The sequence below is a fragment of the Huintestinicola butyrica genome, assembly GCF_025567215.1.
Taxonomy (GTDB): domain Bacteria; phylum Bacillota; class Clostridia; order Oscillospirales; family Ruminococcaceae; genus Huintestinicola; species Huintestinicola butyrica.
This window is the reverse complement of record NZ_JAOQKB010000001.1, coordinates 440,762-460,914: the sequence shown is the minus strand read 5'-3', so window position 1 is coordinate 460,914 and position 20,153 is coordinate 440,762. Positions and strand designations below refer to the sequence as shown.

At 37.2% G+C, this 20,153-nt stretch carries 19 protein-coding genes; 4 read left to right on the top strand and 15 right to left on the bottom strand.

Going from position 1 to position 20,153, the window contains the following annotated elements; genetic code table 11:
* Nucleotides 1-5 precede the first annotated feature (5 nt).
* The 3 genes from OCV68_RS02185 (at nt 6) to OCV68_RS02175 (ending at nt 10,250) form a co-directional block, all read left to right on the top strand.
* Nucleotides 6-4,205 carry a toprim domain-containing protein gene (locus OCV68_RS02185; protein WP_262570357.1) on the top strand — a complete coding sequence of 1,400 codons (4,200 nt, stop codon included), beginning with the start codon at nt 6-8 and terminating at the stop codon, nt 4,203-4,205.
* Between the two features lie 81 nt (nt 4,206-4,286).
* Complete coding sequence (locus OCV68_RS02180) at nt 4,287-8,411, top strand: SNF2-related protein (protein WP_262570356.1); 4,125 nt, start codon at nt 4,287-4,289, stop codon at nt 8,409-8,411.
* Between the two features lie 417 nt (nt 8,412-8,828).
* On the top strand, nt 8,829-10,250 hold the full coding sequence (locus OCV68_RS02175; RefSeq protein WP_262570354.1) for a PBECR4 domain-containing protein: 1,422 nt from the start codon (nt 8,829-8,831) through the stop codon (nt 10,248-10,250).
* 80 nt (nt 10,251-10,330) lie between these two features.
* Here the strand turns inward: OCV68_RS02175 and OCV68_RS02170 are convergent, their stop codons facing one another.
* The 13 genes from OCV68_RS02170 to OCV68_RS02110 form a co-directional block, all read right to left on the bottom strand.
* The gene (locus OCV68_RS02170) at nt 10,331-10,684 is read right to left on the bottom strand and encodes a hypothetical protein (protein ID WP_262570353.1); all 354 of its coding nucleotides are present in this window, start codon (nt 10,682-10,684) and stop codon (nt 10,331-10,333) included.
* Between the two features lie 12 nt (nt 10,685-10,696).
* Complete coding sequence (locus tag OCV68_RS02165) at nt 10,697-11,113, bottom strand: TnpV protein (protein WP_262570352.1); 417 nt, start codon at nt 11,111-11,113, stop codon at nt 10,697-10,699.
* The gene (locus OCV68_RS02160) at nt 11,097-11,885 is read right to left on the bottom strand and encodes a hypothetical protein (RefSeq protein ID WP_262570351.1); all 789 of its coding nucleotides are present in this window, start codon (nt 11,883-11,885) and stop codon (nt 11,097-11,099) included. The genes OCV68_RS02165 and OCV68_RS02160 overlap by 17 nt, the downstream gene beginning before the upstream one ends.
* A gap of 33 nt (nt 11,886-11,918) precedes the next feature.
* Complete coding sequence (locus OCV68_RS02155) at nt 11,919-12,611, bottom strand: conjugal transfer protein TraX (RefSeq protein WP_262570350.1); 693 nt, start codon at nt 12,609-12,611, stop codon at nt 11,919-11,921.
* Entirely contained in the window at nt 12,598-13,119 is a 522-nt protein-coding gene (locus OCV68_RS02150; protein WP_262570348.1) for a hypothetical protein, read from the bottom strand. The genes OCV68_RS02155 and OCV68_RS02150 overlap by 14 nt, the downstream gene beginning before the upstream one ends.
* On the bottom strand, nt 13,116-13,313 hold the full coding sequence (locus tag OCV68_RS02145) for a hypothetical protein (protein ID WP_177496164.1): 198 nt from the start codon (nt 13,311-13,313) through the stop codon (nt 13,116-13,118). Before OCV68_RS02145 ends, OCV68_RS02150 begins: the two co-directional genes overlap by 4 nt.
* Nucleotides 13,310-14,308, bottom strand: coding sequence for a ParB N-terminal domain-containing protein (locus OCV68_RS02140; protein WP_262570346.1), 999 nt, complete (start codon nt 14,306-14,308; stop codon nt 13,310-13,312). Before OCV68_RS02140 ends, OCV68_RS02145 begins: the two co-directional genes overlap by 4 nt.
* Before the next feature lie 339 nt (nt 14,309-14,647).
* On the bottom strand, nt 14,648-15,040 hold the full coding sequence (locus OCV68_RS02135) for a single-stranded DNA-binding protein (protein WP_022411907.1): 393 nt from the start codon (nt 15,038-15,040) through the stop codon (nt 14,648-14,650).
* A 241-nt stretch (nt 15,041-15,281) separates the two neighbouring features.
* Complete coding sequence (locus OCV68_RS02130) at nt 15,282-15,602, bottom strand: hypothetical protein (protein ID WP_262570345.1); 321 nt, start codon at nt 15,600-15,602, stop codon at nt 15,282-15,284.
* The gene (locus OCV68_RS02125; protein WP_022411903.1) at nt 15,586-16,365 is read right to left on the bottom strand and encodes a ParA family protein; all 780 of its coding nucleotides are present in this window, start codon (nt 16,363-16,365) and stop codon (nt 15,586-15,588) included. The genes OCV68_RS02130 and OCV68_RS02125 overlap by 17 nt, the downstream gene beginning before the upstream one ends.
* Before the next feature lie 20 nt (nt 16,366-16,385).
* Nucleotides 16,386-16,799: a hypothetical protein gene (locus tag OCV68_RS02120; protein WP_262570343.1), complete on the bottom strand. Its 414-nt coding sequence runs from the start codon at nt 16,797-16,799 to the stop codon at nt 16,386-16,388.
* Nucleotides 16,800-16,921: 122 nt separating this feature from the next.
* Entirely contained in the window at nt 16,922-17,329 is a 408-nt protein-coding gene (locus OCV68_RS02115) for a hypothetical protein (RefSeq protein ID WP_177496159.1), read from the bottom strand.
* Between the two features lie 18 nt (nt 17,330-17,347).
* Entirely contained in the window at nt 17,348-17,563 is a 216-nt protein-coding gene (locus OCV68_RS02110) for a hypothetical protein (protein ID WP_022411900.1), read from the bottom strand.
* A 362-nt stretch (nt 17,564-17,925) separates the two neighbouring features.
* Between OCV68_RS02110 and OCV68_RS02105 the strand changes: the two genes are divergently transcribed.
* Nucleotides 17,926-18,417 carry a hypothetical protein gene (locus OCV68_RS02105; RefSeq protein WP_226942664.1) on the top strand — a complete coding sequence of 164 codons (492 nt, stop codon included), beginning with the start codon at nt 17,926-17,928 and terminating at the stop codon, nt 18,415-18,417.
* A 62-nt stretch (nt 18,418-18,479) separates the two neighbouring features.
* Here the strand turns inward: OCV68_RS02105 and OCV68_RS02100 are convergent, their stop codons facing one another.
* Entirely contained in the window at nt 18,480-19,874 is a 1,395-nt protein-coding gene (locus OCV68_RS02100) for a relaxase/mobilization nuclease domain-containing protein (RefSeq protein ID WP_177496158.1), read from the bottom strand.
* The gene (locus OCV68_RS02095) at nt 19,823-20,152 is read right to left on the bottom strand and encodes a plasmid mobilization protein (protein WP_177496157.1); all 330 of its coding nucleotides are present in this window, start codon (nt 20,150-20,152) and stop codon (nt 19,823-19,825) included. The genes OCV68_RS02100 and OCV68_RS02095 overlap by 52 nt, the downstream gene beginning before the upstream one ends.
* Nucleotide 20,153 lies beyond the last annotated feature (1 nt).

The following is a 20,153-nucleotide window of genomic DNA, read 5'->3' as shown; positions in this document are numbered from 1 at the left end:
ACAGCATGGAACAGCAAGATATTATAATGGAACGAAATGCTGATAGGAAAGAAAGATTACTTGACATTGCTGAAAGAATCGGGTATGATACAGCCATTTCCCGATTACAACAAAAGTTATCTGAAAATCAGGCAGCATTGACAAAACAAAATGTCCCTCTTGATAGCTCTAACTTTCGCAGAATGCAAATTGAAATTTCTTTCAAACAAGAGGTCATACAAGCATTGCAAGCCCGTTCAGAGCATCAAAAACACCAACCGTCACATTTATCCAAAAGAGTATCTCAGGAGGAAATAGACGCTGCCAAACGTGTGAATCTGCCCGATTTCTTAATGAGCCAAGGCGTTGATTTAAAACGAGTTGGAAAAGAATATATCATGTCAGAACACGATAGCGTTCATATCAAAGATAATGTGCAAGGTGAAATGGCAAAATGGTATCAGTTCAGTGAAGAGCGTGGCGGAGATAGTATTTCATTTGTTCGTCAGTTCCTCGGAAAAGATTTCTATGATGCAGTAAAAATGTTGAATGGCAATCAGACACCAGAGCTTTCATATAGTGCAGATACAATTACACAAAATAGAACCCCAAGAACTGAACCTCAAAAGCCAGAAGAAATACATCTCAACGTTGACACGGAACAAAAACGTGTACTTGCATATCTTTCTCAAACAAGAGGATTAAATTATGAAATGGTACATGGTCTTATTCAAGACGGAAAAATACAGCAGGAATCAAAAACTGGAAATGCTGTTTTTCTAATTCAAGATGAATTCGGTAAAACTGTTGGTGCAGAAAAGGTAGGAACGCTATCCGATAAAAAATACAAAGGAATTGCTGTTGGTTCTGCTTCTGGATATGGCTTTGAAGTAACAAAGGGAAATGGTGAAAATGCTCTTTTCTTTGAAAGTTCCATTGATATGCTGTCTTATATGCAACTGCACCAGAATGAACTTGATAATCATCGCTTAATTAGTATGATGGGTGTGAAGCCTAATATTGTCGAAGCAACAATGGAAAGGTATCATATCTCTCCTGAAAAGGTGTTCTTGTGTTCAGATAATGATGAAGCCGGAAACAATTTTGCAGAGCGATTACAGAAAAAGTATCCTGAAATGCATCGCTTGACAGCTGATTCAAAGTATAAAGACTGGAATGACCAACTGCGTGACATTCCCAAGACAATAGAATCTCCTGCTAAAAAGCAAGAACTTCTGACATACGGAAACCACTTTTGGAATGATGCTACGAATAATAAAGATAAGACTATTTTTCAAATGCGAGAATCTGATTTCTTGCAGCATAGAGAAACACTTGATAATGCAGGTATGAATTACTATGCTTTTGCAAGAAATGGTGCAGTAGTAGTAGCAATCAACGATAGAGAAGAAGATAAATTTCGTGAATTGCTCGGTAATGATTATGCAGCAACACTTACAATGCGTAAATCGCAAAAAGAATACACTCCACCAAATCACCAAATTATCGGCAATGCAGAATATCGGTATATTCCGCAGAAAAGTTATGTTGCAGCTCCAACTCAAACTGCATTAAAGATTGCAGAATTACTTGAACAGGAAAACATAAAGTTCTCTGCAAAAATCGGAAGAATATCATCAACTATTACAGTTAGTGAAGCTGATAGAAAACGAGTGTCAGAGCTAAAAGAAAAGATATTGGAGATGCGGAAAGCACAAATCCCTAAAGATAGGCAACAAGGAAAAGAAGTAAGCAGCAATCAGTCTATTCAAGAACCATCTAAACCTGATTTTAAGGATTGCTATTACTTAACTGCACCACTCCAGCCACAAGAGTATCAAGAAATCAAACCACTACTTGAAAGTGCGGATAAGATTCCCTATTCTTGTTTACTGCGTGACGAAAAACTAGTGTTTGTAGTAGAAAAAAGTTCTGCTAAGGATTTTATGCAAGAACTTTCTTTTGCAAGAAATCAGAACCAGATAGAAAGAGATTTAAAAAGTCGTGGGATTTCTAATGAACAATTATCAGAATTGAAAAGTAGCATACAAGATTCTGCTCGTTCCGGACAAACCAGCTTAATTGCAACTTATATTGATGCTGCTTACACTCCTTCACAATTGCAACAACTTAACCAGCATATTTCAGCGTATATTTCAGATAATTCCGATACGTCATTTCTTAGCCTAATAGAATGTAAAAGTCAGTTGGATAAAGATGTAACACTTTCTGAAATTACAGCTGGACATGACTATAATGAAGAACAAAAGGCAGCCATAGTCCATGCCTTTGACATTGGAGTTCCGCAAGCTGCAATAGAACAATTGATAGATGAAACAGTTTCCGCAAATGATATACTTATTTTTTCTGATATGTATCGTCAAGCTGTAACCACAAATGATTCCTTAGAACAAGTAACAACATTTTTGTCAGAAAAAAAGCAAGCTGCATCATTGGATTCTGATTCTAAATCAATTGAATCAGAAGAGAAAGAAGCTTCTGATTCAGAACAAAACATTACAGATATAGGTAGTCAAAACATTCAGATGTCATTTTCAGATATAGAGGTTGAACCCGAAAATGAGAGCAGTGTTTCCATAACAGATTCTACAAAAGTTGAGGAACTGATTGAATCAGTTGAAGAAGAAAATTCGGGAGCAACATCAGAATCGGCTGAAGAACTACAAAATGAGAAAGAAGAAAACGATTCTGTTGTCGATGCAGAATCGCAACCTTATGAATTAAAAATCGGTGATAAATTTCAGAACTTGCGTACAGGTGATATATGTGAGGTTGTTTCTTTGGCAGGAGCTTTACCTTGGTATGAAGATGACTGTACAGTAAAAAGAGAATCTGGGGCGTTTGTAGTTACAGAAAATCTCCCTAAAAGCAAGTTGCTAGATACTGATTTGTATAAATACATTGACAGTCCGGAACAGCTTTCAGAAATTGAAGAAGTAGGTACTGTTGAACAGGTAGTCATGCCAGCGTTTTCTGATGAGAAAGTTTTAGAGAATCCAACCTTAATGGAAGAAAACGCTGAATCATTTTCAGATACTATGCCAGAATCGTTTGAAGAATTACCCTCAAAAATTGAGCAAACTGAATCACCAACACTGCAAGATGAAGATTCTAACAAAGAAAAAGAACAATCGCAGACAACAGAAGAAGCTTTTGCAGAATCCGGTATCACAGAAGAAAGTCCTTCTATTGTTAATCCAGAAGTAGAAAGCGAATTGCAATCACAACAAATTGAAAAGTTGGTTCAAGACAAGGATTTCAAAGACATATCACAGGAATTTGAAGTAGAAGCAAAGCCGGAAGAACCACAGAAAGAACAAGTTGAGAAAACTTCAAACTTTACCATTACAGATGATAATCTGGGCGAAGGTGGTGCAAAAACTAAATTTAAGGCAAATCTCGCAGCAATTGAAACCTTAAAAACGCTTGAAACAGAGAATCGTCCGGCAACAGAAGAAGAAAAAGAAGTTCTTTCAAAATATGTTGGATGGGGCGGTATGCCGCAAGCATTTGACAGTGGAAATGAAAAATGGGCAAAAGAATATGCAGTATTACGAGAAGCCCTTACCGATAGTGAATACACTTCTGCTAAAGCTTCCGTATTGGATTCTTTCTACACACCGCCTATCGTAATTGATAGCATTTATGATGCAGCTAAGAGTTTTGGATTTGAGGGCGGAAATCTCTTAGAACCGTCTTGCGGAGTGGGTAATTTTATCGGCAGAATGCCCACAGACTTGCAAAAAGAAACACAGATATATGGTGTTGAACTAGATAGTATTTCAGGGAGAATCGCAAAAAAGCTTTATCCTGATGCAGATATTCAAATAAAGGGATTTGAAAAAACAGACTTTCAAACCGGAAGTTTTGACATGGCAGTAGGCAATGTTCCTTTCGGTGATTTGGGCTTTTTTGACAAAGAATATGGCACAAAACAGCTGCACGACTATTTCTTTGCAAAAACATTAGACAAAGTAAAAGAAGGCGGTATTGTTGCATTTGTTACATCTACTGGGACACTAGATAAAGCAAACGAAGACTTTAGAAAACAGTTGTCAGAAAAAGCAGATTTGATTGGTGCTATTCGTATGCCGTCAGGGACATTCTCTAAAAACGCTGGTACAGATGTTACATCGGATATTATCTTTCTGCAAAAGCGTTCTGAACCGCCTGTAATTGAACCAGAGTGGGTGCATATTGGCTAAACAGATACAGGACTTCCAATCAATCAATACTTCTCAGAACATCCTGATATGGTCTTAGGCGAGATGGTAGAGGGTAACAAGATGTATGGACATGGAACAATGTGTGTACCTATCGAAGGAGCAGATTTAAAAGAACAGCTGAAAGAAGCTGTATCAAAGTTATCTGCCACAATATCTGATGTAAAGGCAAATGATGTTTATCCAAAAATAGATGGATTGCAGGTCACTCCGCCAGAAGAATTGCGTAATTTCAGTTTGTTCGAGCAGAATCATAAGATTTATTTCAAGACAACAGATAGATGCTGTGTTCCTAAATGCAATCATAGCAATAAAGAGATTCAGGCAGCAAGAGCATTTATTTCACTTCGTGATACGACACGAGAGCTTTTAGTTGCACAGGAACAAAATCAATCGGATGATGTAATTCGTTCTCTTCAAGAGCAATTAAACGCACAATATGATAGCTTTTCTAAAAAGCATGGTCTTTTGCACAGCAGAGCTAACAAGTCCATGTTTGGCGAAGATGTATCCTATCCGTTGGTTGCATCTTTAGAGAAAAGCTATGATTTGAGTAAAGGAACTGCCGAAAAATCTGATTTATTTACGAAGAGAACAATAAAACCGCCAAAGGCAGTTGAACATGTTGATACAGCAATGGAAGCTCTGACTATTTCTCTTTCCGAAAAAGCTAAAGTAGATATTGGATATATGCAAATGCTGACCGGAGAAACAAAAGATGAACTACTTCAAGAGCTACAAAGCGAGATATATCTTGTGCCAAATTCAAGCGGTGAGGAAATTTATCAAACTGCTGCGGAATATTTATCAGGAAATATCTATGAGAAATTAGAAGCAGCAGAAAAAGCAGCTGCATTAGATAGCAGATTTGAAAAAAATGTTCAAGTACTTAAAGAATCCAAACCACCTATGCTAAAAGCAGAAGACCTTGACATTCAAATTGGTGCATCTTGGATTGACCCAAAAATTTATCGTCAGTTTATGTATGAAACATTTGGTACGTCAGAAGAAAAGCAAGTGGATTTTCAGCAAAGGATAATGGATGATTGTAAAAAGCAGCTAGAAGATGCTCCATTCTACAAAAAATATATGCTGCAAAAGCAATATAGAAATGCAGAATCCAGCATGAAAAGTGCAATTAAGGTAACGCATTCTGAAAGGTCTGGAGAATGGTCAATCACCCCCAAACCGACACGTTATAGAAATTTATCAGTACATGAACAAGAGTATAGTACAAAGCATAAAAGTGCTTATCAAATCATGGAAGACCTACTGAATTTGAGAGAACCTAAATGCTATAAAGTCGTAGTTGAAACGCTGCCATTTGGCGAAACGAAAGAAAAAAGAGTAATTGATGATAAAGCAACAAAAGCAGCACACCTAAAAGCAGATAAAATAAGAGAAGCATTTAAAGAATGGATTTTTCAAGACCCTGAACGCCGAAATGAATTAGTAGAACAGTATAATCAAATGTTTAACTGCATCAAACCACGGGAATTTGATGGAAGCAATCTTACATTTCCTACAATGAATGCAGATATTTCTCTTAGACCACATCAAAAAGATGCAGTTGCACATGCACTATTTGGCGGTAATACACTGTTTGCACATTGCGTAGGTGCTGGAAAAACTTTTGAAATGATTGCAACAGCTATGGAATCAAAAAGATTGGGATTGTGCAGCAAGCCTATGATTTGTGTTCCAAAACAGCTGACTGAACAAATCGGTGAAGACTTTCGCTTATTGTATCCGGGTGCAAATATCCTTGTAGCTACTGCAAAAGATTTTCAGGAATCCAATCGAAAACAACTATTTGCGAAAATTGCAACTAGCGACTTGGATGCTGTAATTATCAGTCATCAGCAACTTGGCAGAATCCCGATTTCACAAGAACGACAAATTGCATTGTTGGAACAGCAGATACAGGACATTGTAACAGGTATTAAGGAACTAAAAGAAGCTGATGGCGGTTCAGTAGAGATAAAAGCCCTAGAACGTAGCAGAAAATCTCTGAAAAAGAGATTGGACAAGCTATTAGATACTCCGAAAGATGATACTGTAACTTTTGAAGAAATGGGTATTGACAAGCTTATCGTAGACGAAGCCCACGAGTTCAAAAATCTCTTTACAGCGACAAAATTACAGGGCGTATCCGGCATTTCTACATCGTCTTCTCAAAAGGCTATGGATTTGTTCCTAAAATGCCAGTATCTCGATGAAAAGACAGGTGGTAAGGGTATTGTTATGGCAACTGGTACGCCATTAAGCAATTCTATGACCGAACTGCATGTAATGATGCGATATTTGGAACATGACTTCTTAAAAGGCAAGGGACTTGATAACTTTGACAACTGGATAAGTGTGTTCGGTAAACAGCAAACAGATTGGCAACTGAACACAACAGGAAGTGATGTAAAGCAAAAAGTACACATGAGCTATACGGGAATACCAGAGTTAATGGCAATGTTTAAGCAAATTGCTGATATTCGCACAGCTGATATGCTGAATTTGGATGTTCCGGAATGTGAAATGCACGTTGTTCAGGTAGAGCCGACAGAAGAACAAAAGGATATGCTTGGTGAACTATCTGACCGTGCAGATGCTTTGCAAAATCGTACTGTTACAGACCCACGCATAGATAATCCCTTGAAAATAACTGGTGATGGCAGAAAATTAGCATTAGACCCACGTTTAATTGACCCAACATTGGAAGATAATCCAGCCACAAAACTGAATCAATGCGTAGAAAACGTATATCAGATTTATGAAGAAACCACACCGGATAAGCTTACACAAATTATATTCTGCGATTTAGGTGTACCGTCCGGCAGTAGTCCCAAAACGACTGCAAATGAAGAAAAGTCAGCAGCAGATATGGATTCATTAGAAGAAGCTTGTGATTTCTGTGTATATGATGACATTCGGAACAAACTTATCGAAAAAGGAGTACAACCGGATGAAATTGCATATATACATAGTGCTAAAACTGAGAAAGACAAGGAAGAATTATTTTCAAAAGTTCGCTCTGGAGAAGTTAGAGTATTACTCGGTTCAACATCTAAAATGGGTACTGGTGTAAATGTACAGCAAAAATTGATTGCAGTACATGATTTGGATATTCCTTGGCGACCAGCTGATATGGAGCAACGGCGAGGAAGACTGGTTCGACAAGGCAACGAAAATAAGCATGTACATCAATATCGCTACGTTACAAAAGGTACATTTGATGCATATTCTTATCAGCTTTTGGAAAGCAAACAAAATTTTATTTCGCAGATTATGACATCGGACACCATGTCCAGAAGTGCGGAAGATGTTGACCAACAGGCTTTGAATTACAGCGAAATAAAAGCTCTTTGTATTGGTGATGAAAGACTAAAGCAACGTGCCGATATGGAAAACGAAGTATCAAATATGAGAATACAAAAACGTGAGCATGATAGCAGAATCTATGATATGCAAGACCTTGTAGCAGCATATCCACAATCAAAAAGCGATTTAGAACACACGATGGAATCTTTAAAAACTGATAAAGAGCATGTCAGAAGCTTGCCTATTGATGCCAAGACCAATCGTCCTGCATTTGCAATTACAATAGCTGGTACAATGTACACTGACCGGAAGGATGCAGCAGATGCCTTACGAAACGCTGTGCTTTCCATGGTAAAAGAACGTGATACACCAACTGAAATCGGTGAATTTATGGGATTTCCACTATCTGTTACAATAAAGGACTTTGGAAACTTTGGAATACAAGAAAACGGAAGCGTTGCAGCTATTTCTGCATCTCTTAGTGGAGCAGCAAAGTACACTTGTGATTTCGTTGATTCCTATGATACTAATCTTCGCCGACTGGAATCTAGTGTAGCAAAAATAGACCAACGTATCCAACATACGGAGAATGAATTAAATTCTCTTGAAATTGATTTTAGCAATGCACAGAAGATTCTTAGTGAACCATTTGAACTTTTGAGTAAGGATGGCAGGACACTTGGAGAAATGGAAACTGCATTAAAGGAACTTACCGCAGAACTTGCTGCATCAGCTGCACAGGCGAAAAAAGAAGCCCCCGACAAGCCAAAAACCTGTTATTTTGAACGTGCCAGAATGCGAAAAGCTGCAATTTCAGCTAAACAGGAGCAAGGCTCTGAGCCAAAACAAAAAAAGAAAGAGCAGAATTTAGATTGAAATAAAAAGCTCTTGACGATTACAGAAAAATAAAGTATAATGTAAAAAGCTATTCTGATTTTTTTCTTTTGCAAAGAAAAAATATAGAAAAGCCCTTGACATTTCAGATGAAATCGGATATAATAATAGTGAGGAAAGTTATCCGTAGCTTTTCTTAGTGTAGCTGACACTTGAGGGACACATTAGAGATGGATTGTATCTATTGTCTGATGGCGTGTATCCGAAACTCTGAAGTTCACTGCTACTTGAAAGTATAGTATGCACCGTGCAAAGAGAATTACTCCTTGCATGAAAGTTGGTCGACCAGAGCGACTATAAAAATCAGCTGTTTTGAAAGTTAAAGCCAACAGGTAAAACTGTTGGCTTTTTTCATGTATTTTATGATAAAAGAAGTACAAGGAGGGATAAATAGATTATATGGCATCTCAATTGCAAAGATATTCTAGTGTTGCAGCAGCACTAAAACGTGCTGAGGAGCAAAAACTTCTTTATGAGAGAAATTTAGTTGGAAAAAGTTTTTTGTATGTATTTATAGATAAGCATAACGCAATTACATATCGTGAAGTAAAATTTGAAAGAAAGAATTTTCTTCATTTAACTGGTCTTGATTATAAGAATACTCAATCATTAAAACGTTCTGGAGTAACAGGGGTTTCAACAGATGCAGAAGAATTCTACAATAGATTAGGAAGCGATGCGGAGTTAATTAACGATGTATCATTTATTCAAGGGCAGAATGAAAGTGAAACTAAGAAGTATCTAAAATATACCCAACGTAAACTGAATAATCTATCTCAATTGACATCAGTTGCTGCAAAAGCAGAGTATATAGGAAAATACAACGGAAATCAAAAATTCGATATTATAATAAATCGAAATATGAGTGCAATTGCCCTTATTCCTGATAAAAATCATAGATATATACCCGTTTCTTCTCTCTATGGAAAAGCAAAAGATGTTGCAAATGATATATATCCTATTCTAGCAATTTTCGAGAGAAAAAATGAATTTGAACCATTTAGATTGAACTTCTTAAATTCGCACATAAAGATAGGAAATAGGTTATTTTCAGATGAATTTATGCGGCTGTCAGGAAAACTGATTTTTTCTAATGATAAAGCTAAATTTAATAGTCAATGTTTAGGAGAATTTCTTCTATCCTACGAACATTCTGTAAAAAAGCATATTTCAGAAGAATTAGCTCCAGTTATGCAGTTAAGAAGTGTTGCATTTAACAGTGAAGAGTATATGGAAAGTTATATGCAGTCTTTCGATTCGTTCCTTAACACTTTAGATGATGAAATCAAACTCAATGCTGCTATAGAAATACTGGAAGAACAATCATGTTCAGAAGAAGCAGCTCAAATAATCAGTATTATAAAAGACGAACTAAAAGAAATTTCCAAAAAGCAATCGGAACAAACTGCGTCCTCTTCAGTGAAAATTGTAACATTCAGCAATGATTTTCACAACGGAACATTTTCAAATTTTTCTGGAATAGCAACATTGTCTGCTTCCGAAGCATTTTCTCCACCACCAATAGAAGATTTTTTTACAGAGATAAGACAGGCAGTTTCAAAAGCAATTCAAAAGATGAAAAGCACCGTTATTCCGAATGAAACAACGCCTTTAACATTCTCTAAATCGGAAATATCTGATAAATCTTCTGAAAGAGAACTTGTAACAATAGCTGCTGGTTCTACTCAAAAGGACAAGCCACAGACACAACCATATATGTCAGTTTCGCAGCTTCGGAAAAATGCACTCGCCCAGAAAAAACGAGAACAACAGAAACCGCACCCAATAAAGAAGAAAAAAAACCAGCAAAGTCTTGATTAAGAATTTGCTCTTTGAATATAGAAAAAAGCGATAAACTGTGTTACGCAGTCTATCGCTTTTTTATTTAACACAATAGAATCTTAGTAGAAAAATCCAAGAGCTGTATCGCCTAACCAATCACCGATACTTTCAAACAAGTCTGCTGCTGCACTACTTAAATAGAACATCAAGCTGAATGTCATAGAAATTAGCCACAAAACGCCTATTAAAACGCCCCCCTGCAAACCTGTAAGAGAACCATTTTGAATGCTCTTGACAAGTACAACAGTTCCTCCAATAGCAATCAGCACAAAGATACTTCCGAGTATGTATTGCAAAGCAACCAAAACCTCAGAAATAAAGTTTAGAATAAATGCAAGTAGGTATAGGATACCTTTTAATATAAAAGCGATTATTAGAAAAACTATTTTGAACGGCAATAAAAGTATCGACATATTGTTGCTCCCTTACACAAAAATTATACTATCTAAAATCAGTTCTCTTGCTTGCTCCTGAAAAGCATTGTACAGTTGAGTGCGTTTCATAAAATCATCATTCTTTACTGCAAGCAGGTATTCCTTATCACTCGCCAACCACTTCTCAATCTGGTCAAACTCTGCATCCTTTGCTCTTGTTTCTAATTTCAGCAAATACGAATATATTTCGCCTTGATTGACAAGTTCCTGAAGCTTGTCAGGATTCCGTTCCAGCATATATGGAATATAACGCCGAATATAAACGCTAACAAAGCTGTTCTGTGTGGATGCTCCTGTGCTAGAATCTGTATCTGTAACAATGAGATTCTCTGTATCAAATTCGCATAAAGGCTGTTTGTACTTCTTTTCTTTGTCATCGTAGAACCTTTTTTCACTTTTTAGTATCATGCTCATTCCCTTTCTTATAATTTTTCTTGTGCATTACAACAAAAATTATTATTATTATAACTGCTGCAAGAAGCGTACCACAAAGCAAACCTCTTTTTGCAGACGACTTTACAGTTGCTTGTTCAGCTTCTGTGACTTCATCCGTAGCAGCTTCGGTTGCTGGTTGTTGTGTGGTTTTTCCAAGAACTCTATGTACAGAATTTCCGGTGTTATTGCTGCGATTGTTATTTTGTTTATGCTGTTGTGAAGTTGATGAATCTTTACTTTCTTCCTCAGAATTAGAATTGGACTGATTCGCTTCTTCTTTGGCTTCTTGTTCCTTTTCCCACTCTACTGTGTTAAACGGCATAAAACTGTCTACTACGTTTCCATTTTCATCAGCCATATTCCATTTGCCGTTGACAAAATTAAAATGGTACAGAATGTTTCCGTCTAAATCTGTAATATAGTAATTCCCATTATCATCATCTTCAAACGCCCAATTAGAAACAAGGTCTTTATAGTATTCTCGATACGCATATATAGCATACGGAACATCGTCCTTATACTCATCAAAATTTTCATCAAGCCATGATTCAATCAAATGATGTTCATATGATGCTTCAGGAAATTGTGTGCCGTCTTCTGGTGTACCAAACCACCATTCTTCCCAAATCAAGTCGGCAATGTAATCCTTATTGACTTGTTCATCAGCATAAACACCAATCGGCATTGTAGCCATTCCTGCTGCAATGCCAAGAACCATACCCATTGAAATGACTGCTTTTTTCATAACTTGTCCTCCATTATTTTATCATAAAATGCTTTATAAGTCAATTACACATTTTACTCCTAGAAGCAATAACAAATGTACTGGGTAAAATGCGTAAAAAAACCACTTGTGAAATGCTTTTTTACTGCCTGATTCTCCATGATAAAATAGCTTTATCATTGGAAGAACAAAAAATACTCCGATTGCCCAAATTCCCGTCCATGCTGAAGAACTTTTTATAACAAGATACGAGTATAAAATAGCAGTCGCTAGATATAATCCGTATCCGATTGCTTTCTTGTTTCTTTCTAAAGCCAAAAATGATATGCACCATAAGGGAACGAATATCATCCAGTCAGCAAGAAAGGAAAAAAACAATATAAGAACTATGCCAAAAATCTTATATCCAGAATTGATTTTTGAATCAAGCAGCCATACAATCATCAATCCTAGGAGAAGTGTAAAAATCACACTGAAATGGAAAGTGGCTTTGCCGTATTCAAAATATGAATACGGCAGCCATGAAATCAGCGAAAATATAAATAAACGAAAAGCATATTTCTTTTTGTTTTTTGTATGAAAATATCCTTCTACAATGAAAAAAGCCATTGTAGGGGCTGTCAATCGCCCTATCATCCGCATTATAACTGTTATACCAGAATCATAAGAAAGGAAGGCAGCTGCAATGTGGTCAATAACCATTGCTACAATTACAAGATATTTTAGTTGATTTCTATTTAACGACAATTGCTGCTCCTCTCTTACGAAACGGACACCAATCAGGAGAAATTTCTCTTTTTACAATGCCAATAAATCCAGTCAATTTTGCTTCTAAGTCATGACACTTAAAATACCCATGTATGTACTTCTGGTCAGGGTGTCCACAGTAATAAAAATTTTGACCGCTTTTATTAGATTTACGACATTCGCAGTGCAAGCATTTTTTACATGAATGCATCTTAACAAGTCCCCCTATGATAATAAGCCAATCCTTTTTATCCTTAGAATACAATCCAAAGACTTTAGGCGTTTTTACATACTTATATTTGATTCTGGCAAAGAAAGCAATCGCATTAGTCATTGCTTCTAACGCTTCAAACTTATACTTTAGCTGTCTTTTTAGATAACACCTGTACTCATGCTCTTCCGGTGAATCACTTAGATTATCAAGATAGCATTGATACAAATGTATCTGCTTTACGGTTTTCATAAGGTCTTTTCCAAAGCTACTTCCTAGTAGTTTTGATTTGTTCATTTAGATAACACCTTCTTGTACCAGCTCTTGTATTCGTCTTCCATAAAACCACAGCGAATGATATTGTATATTGCCAGATAACGGTTATGCTGAATCGTAACAGCACTTTCATCAGCATTATCATTGAGCATTCTGACATATATTATATGCTCTTTTGCTGCTGCTTGAAAAACCAATAACTTCATTTGATTCATCGTGCTTGCTCCTTATCAAAATCAGGAAAAGTTGCAATAACTTTGCTCTTATCCGTATCATCGTCCTGATTCATAAAGTACATTTCCAATGCCTTTTCAATAATTTCTGATACTTCCTCGCTTGTTGCCTTTTTACTAAAGTATCTCGAATAAGAAGCCTGACTGATTTTCACAGATTTTGGTTTTGGTTGTTGTGGTTCATCAGTTTTTCCAGACAGAATCTGTTCTACTTCTTTATCGGATAGGCTTCCATCACTTGCATTTTTCCGTAGTTCTTCTGCTTTCTTAATGCTGATTTTGTACTGTTCTGCAAGTAATGCAACCGTTTCCTGTGTGTCATCTGACAGATAAGACAACCGCACTCCGGCAAGAAAAGCGATATTCTCGTTGTCGATTTGCTCTTTTAGCTCATCAATCAAGCGATTTATGCGTATCAATCTTGATACCGTTTTTCCACTTAATCCATATTCAGAACCGACCTTATCTCTGGTCGTTTGAGATGGGGTTTCTGTCAATTCAGATTCAAGATTTGGGTTTTCAAGTAGTTTCAATTCACGGATAATGTCGTTTCTTTTTCCTTGAGAGAACATTGCTTCGTGACGTTGTGCTACAACCGCTGCTTGTTCACTGATTCTAAGATTGTCAAAACCACGTTGCATGATGTTTGATTCTATTACATACATCTCAGCTTCATCAGCTGTCAATCCCTGTTTTACAATAGCCGGAACAGTTGCAAGCCCTGCTGCTTTAGAGGCATTCCAACGGTTATGACCGATTAAAATTTCGTACTTTCCACCACTTAAAGGTTGTACAATCAAAGGTGTAAGCACTCCGTTTTTGCGGATACTTTCCACCATGTCTTCCAGTCTTTCTCCATCATAGAGAGCAAACATATGATTATGATATGGTGTAAGTAAATCGCATGCAATTTGCTGTACCATGTTCGCTGATGGTGCTGTATTCAGCATCATTCCTAAGTCAAAAGCTGCTGCCATTTCTGTATCTCCTATTCTGGACAGGCTGTCCCAAAGTTACTAAATAAGTATAGCATTCGTTTAGCTTTTCCAGTTTGTTACGTACCTCTTTTTCCGTAACATTTTCGCACGTTTGCGGAAAATAGTGGCGTATTCCTTTTGTACAATAGTTTATACTTTGACCAAAAACGTAATACCGATTGTACAACCACCAAAGTTGTTCTGAATCTTCCTGCATTGGAATCCATTCTTTCAAAACAGTTACTGTAACATCATACAATACAGAATGTTCTTTCCAACACTGGTTACGCCAATAAAGACGCATTCTTATCAAATCACTCATGATGCCATCTCCTATCATTAAAACGATACATCTGGGTCGTCTAACAAATCTTCAAAAGCAGCAAAATCTTCATCACTAGCTTTTTCTTTCAATTCTGACTTTCCAGAGGGTAAAAAATGAATTTCTCGGACATGGATTTGGTCACAGTAATGCTTCTTTTCATCAAGCTCATAGTTTGCATTTTCAATTCGCCCGATGATTTCTAATGCATCGCCTTTATTCAACCATTTTTCAAGGATTTCTGCAACTTTTCCCCATGCGACACATGTAAAAAAGTCAGTTGTTGCTGTTCCATCAGATTTCTTGTGACGGTCTACAGCAATTCTGAATCTACAAAAAATCTTTCCATTTGCGGTTTCTTTTAGTTCGGGCGTTACCGCTAAACGTCCAGTTAAAATGATAATGTTCATGATATTCCTTTCATTTCCTGATAAACAAGGCTGTTAGTAGCCAACCACAATAAACATCTATCAATAGCAAACTTACAATGAGTAGGCAGGTTTCTGCAATGTGAACGGCTCTTGGAAAATGAAATAACCCTTTTCCGCTGCGACCAAAAATATAGCATACCCAATCTGCAAGTAACGTACCGACAAGTAGAGCAATTGTAAACTGTAACACCATAATCCCTTTTTACCTTTAACCTTTTCTTCATTGTGCTTTGGTTGATAACATTGGGGTGATTGTTCTGGACAATGCATTTGCAAAGTCACGTTCCCAACCATCTATCATACCTCTTCGGCTGTAATCAGCAAACTGTAAAGCATGAAAAATGCGGTCAGAGTTGTAACCAACACCATTTTTGCTGGGGGAAAGTTCTGCACTTACCCCCAACGATACAATAGAAATGTACGCTCCGTTTATATGTCTGCCAAACAAGCAAAGAAAGGAAAAGCCATTCATTTCTACGGAGATTTCTTGTACCGTTGCTCGATGGTGGTGCGTAACGGTAAGTTTACCGTTGAACATCATGCTGCAACACCTCCTCTGCAAGAGCTGAATATTCCATTCCAAGCTTGCTTGTGGCTGGAATCATACACCCTACCTCTACGGCTTTAGCAGCTTCCACAGAGCGATGTATGTATGTCTTGAAAAGGATACTACCATACTTATTCATCAAGTTCTGATATGCTGCTCTGCTTACTGTTGTATAGTCCATCATAGTCGGAAGTATTCCAGAAAGCTGTATTGTCGGGTTGATAGTTGCCTGAATCTGCTTAAACAATTGAATCAAACTATCAAGCCCATCCATACTAAATTTTTGCGTCTGTACCGGAATCAGCATTTCATCAGCTGCGGTCATTGCATTGATAAGCAATACTCCCAAAGAGGGCAAGCAATCAATTAAAATGTAATCATAGTCATCTGAGATTTCGGACAAAATGCGTTTTAAAATACTCTCTCTCGCAAGGGCGTTAATCATCAACATCTCGGCATTTGCTAAATTGATGTCGGCAGGAATGTAATCCAACTCGTACATATCATGTTTGCGAATTGCCATTCTCACAGCAGCAATGTGAATCATGGACTTTGTAGAAACTTCCGAAATCAGTTCCGTCATGGTAGGTTTATTATCCTTTTGATACCCCAGATATTCACTCAGATTTGCCTGTGGGTCAAGGTCTACTAACAGCACTTTCTTTCCTCTTCTGGAAAGAGCAGCAGCTAGATTAAACGTTGTTGTAGTTTTTCCTACGCCACCCTTTTGGTTACTGATTGTAATGATTTTTCCCATTTTCTTTTCCTCCTGTTATTTCATTTTGAGTTTTCAAGCTCTTGTACTCTCCGCATTAGATTGATATAATCTGCTGCGGATTGTCTGCGTTCATTTTCGAGTTTCTGAATCTGCCTTTGAGCTTGCCGGAGCTGTCGTTTCAGTTCCTGTTCCATGGAAGGAACTTCTCGAATTTGGGAACGTTGTTCCTTAATACGATTAGCTTCGGTTTTGCACTGGGCAACATATTCAGCTTCACTTAAACGTTGTTCTTCTCGTGATACCGCATTTTCAGCTCGTTTTTTCACTTGCTGTTTTTTCTTGCTGTTTTTTTTCTGCTCTTTGCGAACATCTATACGGCATTCATCGCAGTACTTTACGCTAATAAAACGATACCAACTATCGTAATCCGTATCAGCAATTTCGATACCACAAATATCACAGTATTTACGCATTCTATCCCTCCTCTTGCGTTTTGTCTACCACGTTTTGTCCACTTCCCCGAACCCCTCTCGTCAACCCCTTCCCCACGGTTTTGTCCCTCGATTTGTCTACCGTTCTGTCTACCGTTTTGTCCTTACTGTTTTACGATTTCAGCAAATTCAAGGCTTTTTCTTCGGATTTGCTGAGAGAGCGTTTTGTCCTCTACCTGTAAAGCCTGTAAAATGCTCTCTTGAGATAAGGTGGTTGATTGACCATATTCTCTGCAAACATTGACTTCCACGTTTCGACCATTCTGAATGTCTTCAATCTGTGCAAGCGTTTCTGCTTGCTTCAACCGCAACTCAGTTAGTTCACCAAGGATGACCTCGGCTTCTTCCGGTATTGAATCTGCATCACCGGATTGAGAAGATTGCAGCTTAGAACGTTGCCGTTGTTCCAACATCTCTTGTCTGATTCTATTCTGTCGTCTTCTCAAATAAATGTATGCTGTCGGAATACCAACAGCTAGAAGAATCAAAAGATTTTGAGTATTTTCACTCATGACTTCATCTCCTTTGTTTTATTCATTCTGAGAAATACTCATGTCTTTCTGAACAGAAGAAAATATATCACAATATGCTTGAGCTTCTTCCAACGTATCAAACCAGATACGCCGTATGTCTTTCTCCCCATTAGAAAGAATTGTATTCAACGGCTTTTGCTTTGCATCACAAGTGTCTGTAACTGTGGGAGTTGTATAATTACTAACACAGTTTGTCACAGCATAAAACTTCATACTTCGCCACCTCTTTCATTTTTATTTGCTTGTGGGTTATCGGGGATTGTGACCGTTTACCCATCCGCATTACCAGCAATAAAATTTCCTTGCTGTCACTCTGCTTGCGACCACCATATAATCTAATGTTACATTCCATTGCAAATTTGCTTTCTTTTTGGCTCGAATTCTTATTATTCTTTTTGATTCTTCTATGATTATATCATAAACTAACGCTATTGTCAAGATATAATCCTTGTGTTTTACAGTTTGTTAAATATAAAGTTCGATGTTTACAAATGATTCACTTTTATGAGTTTGACAAAGCATAGGGGATATGATACAATAAAATAAAGTCAAACTCTACAAGAAAGGAAACTAAAATGCCAACGATGATATGCCAGAAATGTGGCAAGGAATGCGAACGCACTTCTAACGTTCAAAAATATTGTCCTGAATGCCGCAAAAAAAAGCAAGTAGAGCGTAATGCAACTTATCAGCAAAAGCGTGAAAATACTCCGGATTTAGTTGTGGCTGTTGGCAGCCAAGCAATCTGTCCGAACTGTAAAAAATCGTTTTTGAAAAAATCGGGAAATCAAATTTTTTGCGAAGATTGTTCTGCGGAACATTTCCAACAGCAGAAGAAGCAAAAAAGGACTGAGATGTCAGACGTAGAACGTTCTGAGGTGTATCGCAAAACAACGGAAAATAACAACAACATTTATGATAGATTCTCACTTTATGTCCCTAAAGGCAAAAAAGCTTATCTACAGGAAATCTCTAAAAGTATGGGAATAAGTTTAAACACCTTTATCAATCAAGCCATAGAGCAATATGAGCAATTGATTCTATCGCAAAAAGAAGAAAATGAATAAAATCAGATACCGATACAAAGCACAAGCAAACCGCCTGTGCTTTTTTCTTTTTTCTGCCAGCATCATTCCAAATCACCCTTCTTCCTTTTTTGTTCCTGACTAACATCCTGCGTTTTCAGATAATCATCTATCGCTTGACGTGCATAATCAATATCCTTCAATTCTGAATTTACTGCTTTATATTCGGAATTGGATTTGTCACGTTGCTGTATCATTTCATTTCTCTTTTTGATGAGATTTTCTTCGCTCGGAACTTTTCCATCTGGATAAGCAGCTTTTAGTTTTGTTCCAGCTTCACGATATTTTTCTAATTCATTTGAGAATTTTTCTGCAAAACCTTTCTTCTTTCTATCCGGCAAATTCTTCATTTGCTGCATGATAGGTCTATACTTTTGGAACACTCGCAAGGCTTCGATAGTTTCTGATATAGAAGCAATGTCTTTTTGTAAATGATTCAATTCTTCGACTAATTTAGCTCGATGCATTGAAGCAGAAATTGCAGCCGGCTTAACTTCTTTTGTACTTTCAATCTGATATTGCGTTAATATGTCTATTACACGAGATGCTTCTTGCATATTCCGTATATCTGCCCATTGTTCCAGTCCCTTTGCTTCTTGAAATAGTTCTGCACTTGTATCAATAATTTTGGTGCGTGGTCGATAGGCAAGTGATAACTCTTTATGTCGTAAGTAGTTTTCAATTCTTTTCTTTATTTGAGAAGTTTCATAATACCAACCAAGCGTTTTTGCTCTTGCAAATTTTTGCTGTTCTGGCATACGAAACTTCAAATCTATTTTCCGATTTGGATTGTAGTCAACTTCGATGTTATTAGCTCTGCATTTGTCAAGAAAATCTTCAAAACTATCACTTCGCATTATTAGGCAATCCAATTCGTAGCGAAGTTTAGATTTCCATGAAAGACCTTGTTTCTCTTGTGACCATTCATACCATCTTTGCTTTTTTCCTAACTCAGGATTTTCTACAACAGAAAGTTGATGTTCTCGGCAAAGCATATCGCTTGTATCTCTGATTTTTTGGTAAAGCAAGTTTTGCTTTCCTCGGTCTGCAAGATAATTCAACGTTCTCCCATTTTCAAGATTTACATTGTTTACTATGATGTGATTATGGATATGCTGCTTATCCGTATGTGTTGCAATCACAAACTGATACTCATTTCCAAAAAGCTTTTGACACAGTTCTAAACCAATTTGCATTGCTTCTTCTGGTGTAGTTTCACCGGGTGCAAAATTTTGATGAATGTGTCTTGCAAGGATTATGCCACGTCCTGTTCCTTTCTCATTTCTAACGGCATCAAACATTTCTGCTGCAATAACAGGGTCGTTAGAACAAGCAAAATTTTGAACCAATGTACCGTCTTCTGTTTTTTCAGGATTGACAATATACTCTAATGCTTGAGCTTGCGTAACGTAAATTGAATGGACTGAAGTTGTTGCCATGCAGCATCTACCTCTCTTTTAACCTCTTGTATCTTTGCGGAATGTGTACATGATTCTTCGGATAACTTGTCCACACTCTGAGCTATGCTTTTTAAGAGGAGATTTAGATTTTTTAATTCTTCCTCACTGTTCTGAACTATCATATCATTGATGACAATCTGTCGGAAAAATTCGCTGATAGAGGAACAGCTTGATTGAATATATCGTGCTTCTATCATAGAGCTTTCAGCTTTATTTGCTCTAAAGCGATATAGGATTTCTCTCTTATCATCTTTCATA